This is a genomic window from Shigella sp. FC1661 (genome assembly GCF_001712525.1).
GTDB lineage: Bacteria > Pseudomonadota > Gammaproteobacteria > Enterobacterales > Enterobacteriaceae > Escherichia > Escherichia coli.
The window spans coordinates 1-10,442 of sequence record NZ_MDGW01000051.1 but is presented as its reverse complement, the minus strand read 5'-3'; the positions used below and the strand labels follow the sequence as shown (position 1 = coordinate 10,442).

The window sequence follows — 10,442 nt, the reverse complement described above, 5'->3', positions numbered from 1 at the left end:
GTGCGTACCGGGCTGAGAGGCGGTGTAAGTGAACTGTAGTTGCCATGTTTTACGGCAATGAGAGCAGAGATAGCGCTGATGTCCGGCAGTGCTTTTGCCGTTACGCACCACGCCTTCAGTAGCGGAGCAGGAAGGACATCTGATGGAAATGGAAGCCACGCAAGCACCTTAAAATCACCATCATACACTAAATCAGTAAGTTGGCAGCATTACCGAAAGTCCTCGCTGGCTGATGTCACGCGGCAAGCAAGAACAGGCGGAAAGTATCCTGCGCAAAATTATGGGCAACACGCTTGCAACTCAGGCAGTACAGGAAATTAAACACTCCCTGGATCATGGCCGCAAAACCGGTGGTCGTCTGCTGATGTTTGGCGTGGGCGTGATTGTCATCGGCGTTATGCTCTCCATCTTCCAGCAATTTGTCGGCATCAATGTGGTGCTGTACTACGCGCCGGAAGTGTTCAAAACGCTGGGGGCCAGCACGGATATCGCGCTGTTGCAGACCATTATTGTCGGAGTTATCAACCTCACCTTCACCGTTCTGGCAATTATGACGGTGGATAAATTTGGTCGTAAGCCACTGCAAATTATCGGCGCACTCGGAATGGCAATCGGTATGTTTAGCCTCGGTACCGCGTTTTACACTCAGGCACCGGGTATTGTGGCGCTACTGTCGATGCTGTTCTATGTTGCTGCCTTTGCCATGTCCTGGGGTCCGGTATGCTGGGTACTGCTGTCGGAAATCTTCCCGAATGCTATTCGTGGTAAGGCGCTGGCAATCGCGGTGGCGGCCCAGTGGCTGGCGAACTACTTCGTCTCCTGGACCTTCCCGATGATGGACAAAAACTCCTAGCTGGTGGCCCATTTCCACAACGGTTTCTCCTACTGGATTTACGGGTGTATGGGCGTTCTGGCAGCACTATTTATGTGGAAATTTGTCCCGGAAACCAAAGGTAAAACCCTTGAGGAGCTGGAAGCCCTCTGGGAACCGGAAACGAAGAAAACACAACAAACTGCTACGCTGTAATCTTCCTGTCCAGCACGCCGCGCCAGTTCGGCGTGCTGTCTTTTTACTCCCGCTTCAGCCGTTTCGAATTACACAGCCACAGAGTGATCACCAGTAACAGGATCGCAGCCGAGTAGATCAACACATCCAGTGGCGATTTATGATCGACGATGATCAAGCGCACAATGGCGGTGATCCCAATATAGACAAAGTAACGTAGCGGGAAGTGAAAACCGGACTGAAAGTACTTCACAATCAGCGCGATAAATTCGAAATAGAGAAAGTAAACCACCAGCTCATATTTGCTGGTTTGTTCTGGCGCGAACAGCACATCTGCCAGATGCACCGTTTCTTTGCCGAGGAAGACAACCAAAATCAGGCCGAGGCACAGCAGGCCAAGATTGAGTACGGTCTGCAAAATGGTGGAGATAAACTCCACGCGCGGACGAGAGAGTGACGTCATAGCAGTACCTCCTTCACAGTGGCGAGCTTCCTGTATAACGCAAAAATGTGACGGAGATCTATATTTTTTGTGTATGTTTTGTTCAACCTGGATTTGGAGCGCGCCTCCACCAAAGCCGGATATACCTACCCGTAGGCCGGATAAGCCGCGCCTGGCGGCGCATCCGGCAAGACAAACCGCACCCAAGCCGGTAATTCAAAAATCACCCATTCAGGTGATTCCCAGCCACCAGTAATGCGCGAAAAATCGACAATGTTCCTCTGGAACAAATGAAACGTAACCTGATAAAGGTGGTAAAAATGAAGCCTTATTTTGCTGCTTTGATGTTATCAGTCTCTGTTCTTCCTGCTTATGCTGGTCCGCTCGGTACTGCTGATAAAGCCGACCTACCGCAAAGCAATGTCTCCAGCCCAATGATGGCCCAGTCGCTCAGGCAACCAGACCTGCAACCGATATCGACGGACAGGAAGACAGAATGTTTTCGCCTTTACACACCAGATCGCAAACCGGGGGTGAACTGCGTTCCTGATGGCTCGACAGGCCATTAAGAATGAAGGTGCCAGTGAGTGCGAAAACTGGCACCTTTCCCATGACTTAGCGGAAATTGACGCTACGGTCGCTGGTCATGTCATACAACTGGAACTTACGCCCAAGTTGCTGACCACCGTCACGCGTCAGCGGCGTCCAGCCAATCGCCGCACGGCTGCGTGTCGGGCCAGACGAGAAGAGATCCAACGGTACCGAGACATACACGCCTTTGGTGAAGTCCCCTTCGCCGTACTCCTCTTTCAAAACGTTGGTGATCGTGGCATAGCCACCCACCACCACGCCGCTGTCAAAGCGTTTGGCGATCTCCAGCGTGCCGCCTTTATCCCCTGCCAGATACTGCCCGACGCTGGCTTTCACCAACACGTCCTGGGCGAAAGATGGCGTCCAGTAGGCGGTCAGATGTCCGGTTTTCACGCTGTAGTCGGTGAATTTCATCATATCTTTTGCACTACGCCAGTCGCGCTGTTTAACGTAGTTGGCATCCAGACCAAACGCCCAGTTACTGTCCAGCGGACGATACAACACTTCGGCCCCCGCACCGCCAAACATGGTTTCGAGATAACCTCCATAGACCTGACCGTAGAAGCCGTTGCCCAGATGCTGGAAGTAGTTGGCTTGCAGGTTATTCACATAGACATCGTTCTGCACATACTCGCGCACATGGGTACGAACGCGCGGTAAGTGCGAGTCCTGCGGCGGATTGGTGTAGTTAAACTTGTCGTAGTTGTTGGCAAGATTTGCAAACAGGCTGCCGGTGGTCAGCAGATGGTCCGTCAGCCACAAATCTGCCATTCCTATCACGCCCAGCTGATACATGTAAAAGTTTTCCGGGCCACCGACCGACTGGTTCAGCACCGGATCGATATGGAAATCAAAGCGTGATTTGTCGATATACCAGCCCTGCTCGGTGGACTGCGGAACCACTGGCTCGACGCGTTTTTGCGCCAGCTTCGTTTCGTGGCCCAACGGCTCTCCGGCGAGATGATTTTTCAGGCTGGCGACATCGGTTTCCGTCGTCACCTGCGGCATGTTAAGACGATTTTCCGTAATGCGGATCGTTTTGATCCCATCCGGCAGATCGTTCATCACGATCCGATTAGCACGGATGATCCCTTCGCGCGAATCACGATATTTCACCTGCTCGCCGGTGACATACAGCGTATCGCCTTTCGCCTGGATCTGCGGATCGGCAAGTCCGGCATTGTATTTCAACAGCGTTAACTGATTCGCCACCACCGAATGCTGCAAAATGGCATCCTGCGGCTGCGGTTGATATTGCGGGCGGGCGTTATCGTTGTAAGACGGGCGCAGATCGTTAAAGTTGGTGCGCAGCGTGACGCCAAACATAAAGGTGTTGCCACGTTCATAGCTAAGGTTAACGTCGGCCCAATCGGTAACGCGATAAATCGCACCGACGTTAAACTTACTTTTTTGCTCCAGCTTCCCGACAAAATCCTGCTGATAATTATTGCCTTCATACTCCAGTTTCAGGCGCAGCGGTTGCCAGGGCGTCTGGTATTCCACGCCGCCAAACAGTGAGGCAGGACCGTGGAACATCTGGCTACCGTCGATAGATCCCGCCTGTTTGTAGCTGTTATCGCGATAGCAATATTTATCACTGGCTGAACAGAGCGGATTTTTCACATTACCGCTGGTGCCCAGATAACCCCAGCCCAGGCCGAGCGTAAAATCGAACGGCCCCCAGGCTTTGCTGGCAACAAGATATTCCGCATCAAACAGCCCCGTACCGCCGATATCCCTCGCACCAACCGCCACTTGCGGCAGCCAGTAACTCTCTTCCCACAAACGCAGTTTGAGATCGAAGGCTTTATCTTTATACGTTTGATCGCCAGAGAACGCTTCGACGCTGCTGTACTGCCGGGTGCGCACGTCGGTGTAGCGCAGCGTTGTTTCCAGCCACGGGAAGAGTTGCACTGAAGCTGAGTAATAACGGTACTGATCGTTATCGCGATAGTTCAGGCTCAACTCCCCTTCCCGCGCCATGCGTGCGGTGGGCGTTTGTAATAATCCTACGCCACCGAAATCCGACTGCGACGGGCCAATGGGCGCAGGATATGTTTCGCCGTAGCAAGCCATGCTAATGCCCAGCGCCAGTAAGCTAAGCAGATGTCTTTTTTTCATTATTGGGGTATCCGCTGCGTCAGAGTCTGAAGAATGTCGGCGTTAAGGGCATCAGGCGTCTCACTCCAGACGGAGTCCGCGAGGCCAACATAAATAATGCTGCCGGGCATCGGCTCTACGTGACTCTTGTTCCAGTAAGCCACCGGCGCTTTTTGCGTGCGTCCGTCCGGGTAAACCACCCACGCGTAGCTGCGATCCGCACCGCTAAGCAGGTTCTGCCCGGAGAGATAGCTCGCCACGTCGCGACCTGGAGTGAATGGCTGCTTGCCAGGACGGCTGATAAGCCCGAACAACGTGACCGTGGACGGCGGTGGTCCGACCCACAGCGTGTAGTTGCCCTGCAACGGTGGGTTACCGCGTTCGGCAACGCGCACGATATCGGGATCAAGATTGATTTTTTGCCTGCCCGTCACTTTCAACGCCTGAATTTGCTGGCGTAAGGCGTTAATGGCGGCGGCATCGTCGGCGCTGGAGTCTGCGGCCTGTTCAGCCAGCCGTGTCAGCAACGCCTGCTGCTGACGCAATGCTGCCGCCGTTGCCAGCTCTTCGCTAATCACCGCACCGGGCCACCAGCTGTTTGCCAGCCGCGGTTGGCCTACCAGATCGATTAAATGCTCTGCGCCTGTTAGTGTTTTGGCCTCACTGCTGCCATTGCTGAACACCTTGACGGTTCCTGCCGCGAAGACCGATGACGCTCCCACACTCAAAAGCAACGCGACAAAAGTTTGTTTAATCATTGTTTTGCCGCCTTGATGAGAGTGGTTTTCACCGGGAAATAATCCGCGCCGAGATACTGTTCCGACTGGCGAATTTGCCCTTCGCTGTCGATCCAGTAGCGGTTATGCCAGCGCGCCTGGTCGGTGGAGACTTCTTCGTCCAGCACGCGAACCAGGGTTTCATCGCTGCCGACTTTGACGGTATCGGTGCCATCCCATTTGAAGACTGAGCGTGCGGTGGCGTAGCGTACCTGCTGGTACTCGGTCCAGCCCATCGTGCGCGTCCATGTTGCACCATCAACAATTTGTGCGGGTTTAATCAGCGGGTCGGCGGCAAGGTTATTCACTTCAATCAGGTTGTCGCCGCCAAGCAAAGTCTTCACCAGACGACCATGTTGTGTGACAAGAGTGGCTTGATCCTGAGTGACCCATTTTTGTTGTCCGTCTTCAGCGAAGGCCAGCACCACAAACAATTGCGGCCCGCCATTAAGCTGCATGTACTGGCTGGCGTAGGGCATATTTTGAATATCATCGTCCGTCAGCTGTACGCCTGGCGTGCCGAACAGACTGTCCCACAGTGAATTGCCCAGCTCTTTAGTCTGGCTGAACAGGCCTGTAATAGCAGGCAGATAAGAATGAGTGCAGGTCGCTTCACGACTCTTCTCCAGAGGGGCAGAATAACCACACCGGAGTGTGGTTATGGTAAATCCCTTCATACTTCAAGCCACAGATGCAATGACTCAAATTATTTTGGGGATACATACTTTATTACTGGGTACTGGTGGTCGTGGTTGTGGTGGTCCCGGTATTAGAACCATCACCGCCACCGGTTGCCGCGAGCGCGACACCCACCGCCGAGCTTACGGTGCTGACGCTGGTCGCGGAGGAACTACCCGCCGAAACCGACGTTGCTGCCGACCCTGCCGCTTCGCCCACCTGTACAGGTGCAGCCCACGCAGAAGTCGCCGCAAGCGCAGATATGGCAAAAATGCCATACAGAACTTTTTTTCATAACAATTTCCCTTCATTGAATGAATGGAGATTTACCCAAAAACATTTCGGGCGGGATCGAGTATACACAACTAAAGCATGCGAATTACGGCGCGGGGAATTAGCGATGGCGTTTTAGGACAATTGGAATGAATATCAAATATAAGCTTCAACTTATATTTAAATAACAATAAAAATCATAAACTTAAAATAAAAACAAAAGTAATTAATCTGCGTATTCTCCGAAATAAACAACGATTAAAAATCTATTTTAGGATTAACCTCACGGTATGATTTCCGTTAAATCACAGACAAGGGGATTTATCTGATAAAACAATGCCGACTTATTGTCGGCATTGTTTTTAAGGTTATTTAACTCCTCATACTATGCATTAATGTCGATATTGGCATCAGGCTCCGGTTGCCGGATGCGGCGTAAACGCCTTATCCGGCCTACATATCGGCATCAGGCACGCATGATGATTAACCGCGCCACGCTTTATAGCGGTTAATCAGACCATTGGTCGAGCTATCGTGGCTGCTGATTTCTTTGTCATCTTTCAGCTCTGGCAGAATACGGTTCGCCAGTTGTTTACCCAACTCCACGCCCCACTGGTCGAAGGTAAAGATGTTCAGGATCACGCCCTGAGTAAAGATTTTGTGCTCATACAGCGCAATCAACGCCCCCAGGCTGAACGGAGTGATTTCGCGCAGCAGGATGGAGTTGGTCGGGCGGTTACCTTCGAACACTTTGAACGGCACCACGTAGTCAAGCGTTGCCGGATCTTTACCCTGATCGCGATATTCCTGCTCAACCACTTCGCGGGATTTACCAAACGCCAGCGCTTCGGTCTGGGCGAAGAAGTTAGACAGCAGTTTCTGGTGGTGATCAGAGAGCGGGTTATGGGTGATAGCCGGGGCGATGAAATCGCACGGTACCATTTTGGTTCCCTGGTGGATCAGCTGGTAGAACGCGTGCTGACCGTTAGTGCCTGGTTCACCCCAGATAATCGGGCCAGTCTGGTAATCCACAACGTTACCGTTACGGTCAACATACTTACCGTTGGACTCCATATTGCCCTGCTGGAAGTACGCCGCGAAACGGTGCATATACTGGTCATACGGCAGAATCGCTTCAGTTTCCGCACCAAAGAAATTGTTGTACCAGATGCCAATCAGCGCCAGCAGGACAGGCAGGTTTTTCTCGGCAGGCGTGGTGGAGAAATGCTTGTCCATCGCGTGTGCGCCAGAAAGCAGTTCAACGAAGTTATCAAAGCCGATGGAGAGAACAATCGACAGGCCAATCGCTGACCACAAAGAGTAACGGCCGCCGACCCAGTCCCAGAACTCGAACATGTTGGCAGTATCAATACCAAACTCGCCAACGGCTTTGGCATTGGTGGAAAGCGCCGCAAAGTGTTTTGCAACGTGTTTTTCATCACCTGCCGCTTTCAGGAACCAGTCACGCGCGCTATGGGCGTTGGTCATAGTTTCCTGAGTGGTGAAGGTTTTAGATGCTACCAAGAACAGCGTGGTTTCCGGGTTTACTTTTTTCAGCACTTCAGCGATGTGAGTCCCATCGACGTTAGAAACAAAGTGCATGTTCAGGTGATTTTTGTACGGACGCAGTGCTTCGGTCACCATGTTCGGGCCGAGGTCAGAACCACCGATCCCGATGTTCACTACGTCAGTGATTGCTTTGCCGGTATAACCCTTCCACTCACCGGAGATAATCGCTTCCGAGAAGGTTTTCATCTTCTCCAGCACCGCGTTGACTTCCGGCATTACGTCTTTGCCATCAACCAGAATCGGGGTATTGCTACGGTTACGCAGCGCTACGTGCAGCACGGCGCGGTTTTCAGTGCGGTTGATCTTCTCGCCAGAGAACATCGACTTAATCGCGCCCGCCAGATCGCACTCTTTCGCCAGATCCTGTAATTTCGCCAGCGTCTCTTCAGTGATGCGGTTTTTGGAGTAATCCACCAGCATCTGATCGTCGAATGTTGCGGAGAACTTAGAAAAACGATCGCCGTCTTTAGCAAAAAGATCGGCGATCGTAACGTCTTTCATTTCATCGAAGTGTTTCTGTAGTGCCTGCCAGGCAGCGGTCTGCGTTGGATTGATGTTTTTCATTAGCAATACTCTTCTGATTTTGAGAATTGTGACTTTGGAAGATTGTAGCGCCAGTCACAGAAAAATGTGATGGTTTTAGTGCCGTTAGCGTAATGTTGAGTGTAAACCCTTAGCGCAGTGAAGCATTTATTAGCTGAACTACTGACCGCCAGGAGTGGATGAAAAATCCGCATGACCCCGTCGTTGACAACCGCCCCGCTCACCCTTTATTTATAAATGTACTACCTGCGCTAGCGCAGGCCAGAAGAGGCGCGTTGCCCAAGTAACGGTGTTGGAGGAGCCAGTCCTGTGATAACACCTGAGGGGGTGCATCGCCGAGGTGATTGAACTGCTGGCCACGTTCATCATCGGCTACAGGGGCTGAATCCCCTGGGTTGTCACCAGAAGCGTTCGCAGTCGGGCGTTTCGCAAGTGGTGGAGCACTTCTGGGTGAAAATAGTAGCGAAGTATCGCTCTGCGCCCACCCGTCTTCCGCTCTTCCCTTGTGCCAAGGCTGAAAATGGATCCCCTGACACGAGGTAGTTATGTCTGAAATTGTTGTCTCCAAATTTGGCGGTACCAGCGTAGCTGATTTTGACGCCATGAACCGCAGCGCTGATATTGTGCTTTCTGATGCCAACGTGCGTTTAGTAGTCCTCTCGGCTTCTGCTGGTATCACTAATCTGCTGGTCGCTTTAGCGGAAGGGCTGGAACCTGGCGAGCGATTCGAAAAACTCGACGCTATTCGCAACATCCAGTTTGCCATTCTGGAACGTCTGCGTTACCCGAACGTTATCCGTGAAGAGATTGAACGTCTGCTGGAGAACATTACTGTTCTGGCAGAAGCGGCGGCGCTGGCAACGTCTCCGGCGCTGACAGATGAGCTGGTCAGCCACGGCGAGCTGATGTCGACCCTGCTGTTTGTCGAAATCCTGCGCGAACGCGATGTTCAGGCACAGTGGTTTGATGTACGTAAAGTGATGCGTACCAACGACCGATTTGGTCGTGCAGAGCCAGATGTAGCCGCGCTGGCGGAACTGGCCGCGCTGCAGCTGCTCCCACGCCTCAATGACGGCTTAGTGATCACCCAGGGATTTATCGGTAGCGAAAATAAAGGTCGTACAACGACGCTTGGCCGTGGAGGCAGCGATTATACGGCAGCCTTGCTGGCGGAGGCTTTACACGCATCTCGTGTTGATATCTGGACCGACGTCCCGGGCATCTACACCACCGATCCACGCGTAGTTTCCGCAGCAAAACGCATTGATGAAATCGCGTTTGCCGAAGCGGCAGAGATGGCAACTTTTGGTGCAAAAGTACTGCATCCGGCAACGTTGCTACCCGCAGTACGCAGCGATATCCCGGTCTTTGTCGGCTCCAGCAAAGACCCACGCGCAGGTGGTACGCTGGTGTGCAATAAAACTGAAAATCCTCCGCTGTTCCGCGCGCTGGCGCTTCGTCGCAATCAGACTCTGCTCACTTTGCACAGCCTGAATATGCTGCATTCTCGCGGCTTCCTCGCGGAAGTTTTCGGCATCCTCGCGCGGCATAATATTTCGGTAGACTTAATCACCACGTCAGAAGTGAGCGTGGCATTAACCCTTGATACCACCGGTTCAACCTCCACTGGCGATACGTTGCTGACGCAATCTCTGCTGATGGAGCTTTCCGCACTGTGCCGGGTGGAAGTAGAAGAAGGTCTGGCGCTGGTCGCGTTGATTGGCAATGACCTGTCAAAAGCCTGCGGCGTTGGCAAAGAGGTATTCGGCGTACTGGAACCGTTCAACATTCGCATGATTTGTTACGGCGCATCCAGCCATAACCTGTGCTTCCTGGTGCCCGGCGAAGATGCCGAGCAGGTGGTGCAAAAACTGCATAGTAATTTGTTTGAGTAAATACTGTATGGCCTGGAAGCTATATTTCGGGCCGTATTGATTTTCTTGTCACTATGCTTATCAATAAACGAGCCTGTACTCTGTTAACCAACGTCTTTATCGAGAATAATTGCCTTTAATTTTTTTATCTGCATCTCTAATTAATTATCGAAAGAGATAAATAGTTAAGAGAAGGCAGGTGATGCTGCCAACTTACTGATTTAGTGTATGATGGTGTTTTTGAGGTGCTCCAGTGGCTTCTGTTTCTATCAGCTGTCCCTCCTGTTCAGCTACTGACGGGGTGGTGCGTAACGGCAAAAGCACTGCCGGACATCAGCGCTATCTCTGCTCTCACTGCCGTAAAACATGGCAACTGCAGTTCACTTACACCGCTTCTCAACCCGGTACGCACCAGAAAATTATTGATATGGCCATGAATGGCGTTGGATGCCGGGCAACTGCACGCATTATGGGCGTTAGCCTCAACACGATTTACGTCACTTAAAAACTCAGGCCGCAGTCGGTAACCTCGCGCATACAGCCGGGCAGTGACGTCATCGTCTGCGCGGAAATGGACGAACAGTGGGGAT

Annotated in this window: 9 protein-coding genes, 3 pseudogenes and 1 riboswitch; of the genes and pseudogenes, 4 read left to right on the top strand and 8 right to left on the bottom strand. The window is 52.3% G+C overall.

Annotation, left to right across the window (positions count from 1 at the left end; all coding sequences use genetic code 11):
• A partial coding sequence (locus tag BFF42_RS04030) for an IS1 family transposase (RefSeq protein WP_032277379.1) occupies positions 1 to 159 on the bottom strand: 159 nt, incomplete at its 3' end.
• A 46-nt stretch (positions 160 to 205) separates the two neighbouring features.
• On the opposite strand from BFF42_RS04030, the pseudogene BFF42_RS04025 reads away from it, so the two are divergent.
• Positions 206 to 1,027, top strand: a pseudogene (locus BFF42_RS04025) (sugar porter family MFS transporter); the annotation flags it as partial.
• Between the two features lie 43 nt (positions 1,028 to 1,070).
• Here the strand turns inward: BFF42_RS04025 and psiE are convergent.
• Positions 1,071 to 1,469, bottom strand: a complete 399-nt coding sequence (psiE, locus tag BFF42_RS04020) for a phosphate-starvation-inducible protein PsiE (protein ID WP_000202906.1) — start codon at positions 1,467 to 1,469, stop codon at positions 1,071 to 1,073.
• 125 nt (positions 1,470 to 1,594) lie between these two features.
• On the bottom strand, positions 1,595 to 1,738 hold the full coding sequence (locus BFF42_RS26740; RefSeq protein ID WP_000487782.1) for a hypothetical protein: 144 nt from the start codon (positions 1,736 to 1,738) through the stop codon (positions 1,595 to 1,597).
• On the opposite strand from BFF42_RS26740, the gene BFF42_RS04015 reads away from it, so the two are divergent.
• Positions 1,739 to 2,017 carry a periplasmic protein gene (locus tag BFF42_RS04015; RefSeq protein ID WP_001295279.1) on the top strand — a complete coding sequence of 93 codons (279 nt, stop codon included), beginning with the start codon at positions 1,739 to 1,741 and terminating at the stop codon, positions 2,015 to 2,017.
• Between the two features lie 46 nt (positions 2,018 to 2,063).
• Here BFF42_RS04015 and BFF42_RS04010 read toward each other — a convergent pair whose 3' ends face one another.
• From BFF42_RS04010 to pgi, 5 genes and pseudogenes are all read right to left on the bottom strand, one after another.
• Positions 2,064 to 4,160 carry a YjbH domain-containing protein gene (locus BFF42_RS04010; protein ID WP_039060469.1) on the bottom strand — a complete coding sequence of 699 codons (2,097 nt, stop codon included), beginning with the start codon at positions 4,158 to 4,160 and terminating at the stop codon, positions 2,064 to 2,066.
• Complete coding sequence (locus tag BFF42_RS04005; RefSeq protein ID WP_039060467.1) at positions 4,160 to 4,897, bottom strand: capsule biosynthesis GfcC family protein; 738 nt, start codon at positions 4,895 to 4,897, stop codon at positions 4,160 to 4,162. Before BFF42_RS04005 ends, BFF42_RS04010 begins: the two co-directional genes overlap by 1 nt.
• A pseudogene (locus BFF42_RS04000) lies at positions 4,894 to 5,531 on the bottom strand (YjbF family lipoprotein). The gene BFF42_RS04005 and the pseudogene BFF42_RS04000 overlap by 4 nt, the downstream one beginning before the upstream one ends.
• A gap of 113 nt (positions 5,532 to 5,644) precedes the next feature.
• Positions 5,645 to 5,875 carry an exopolysaccharide production protein YjbE gene (gene yjbE / locus BFF42_RS03995; RefSeq protein WP_032330467.1) on the bottom strand — a complete coding sequence of 77 codons (231 nt, stop codon included), beginning with the start codon at positions 5,873 to 5,875 and terminating at the stop codon, positions 5,645 to 5,647.
• Between the two features lie 474 nt (positions 5,876 to 6,349).
• Complete coding sequence (gene pgi / locus BFF42_RS03990) at positions 6,350 to 7,999, bottom strand: glucose-6-phosphate isomerase (protein ID WP_039060466.1); 1,650 nt, start codon at positions 7,997 to 7,999, stop codon at positions 6,350 to 6,352.
• 236 nt (positions 8,000 to 8,235) lie between these two features.
• Positions 8,236 to 8,432, top strand: a riboswitch (Lysine riboswitch).
• A gap of 91 nt (positions 8,433 to 8,523) precedes the next feature.
• Between pgi and lysC the strand changes: the two genes are divergently transcribed.
• Entirely contained in the window at positions 8,524 to 9,873 is a 1,350-nt protein-coding gene (lysC, locus tag BFF42_RS03985) for a lysine-sensitive aspartokinase 3 (protein WP_001290317.1), read from the top strand.
• 232 nt (positions 9,874 to 10,105) lie between these two features.
• Positions 10,106 to 10,442: pseudogene (locus tag BFF42_RS03980) on the top strand (IS1 family transposase); the annotation flags it as partial.

What these genes read in the sequence shown, in the direction of transcription:
- psiE (WP_000202906.1), bottom strand. Translation starts at nt 1,469, where the DNA reads ATGACGTCACTCTCTCGTCCGCGCGTGGAGTTTATCTCCACCATTTTG.
- BFF42_RS04015 (WP_001295279.1), top strand. Translation starts at nt 1,739, where the DNA reads ATGAAACGTAACCTGATAAAGGTGGTAAAAATGAAGCCTTATTTTGCT.
- BFF42_RS04010 (WP_039060469.1), bottom strand. Translation starts at nt 4,160, where the DNA reads ATGAAAAAAAGACATCTGCTTAGCTTACTGGCGCTGGGCATTAGCATG.
- BFF42_RS04005 (WP_039060467.1), bottom strand. Translation starts at nt 4,897, where the DNA reads ATGATTAAACAAACTTTTGTCGCGTTGCTTTTGAGTGTGGGAGCGTCA.
- pgi (WP_039060466.1), bottom strand. Translation starts at nt 7,999, where the DNA reads ATGAAAAACATCAATCCAACGCAGACCGCTGCCTGGCAGGCACTACAG.
- lysC (WP_001290317.1), top strand. Translation starts at nt 8,524, where the DNA reads ATGTCTGAAATTGTTGTCTCCAAATTTGGCGGTACCAGCGTAGCTGAT.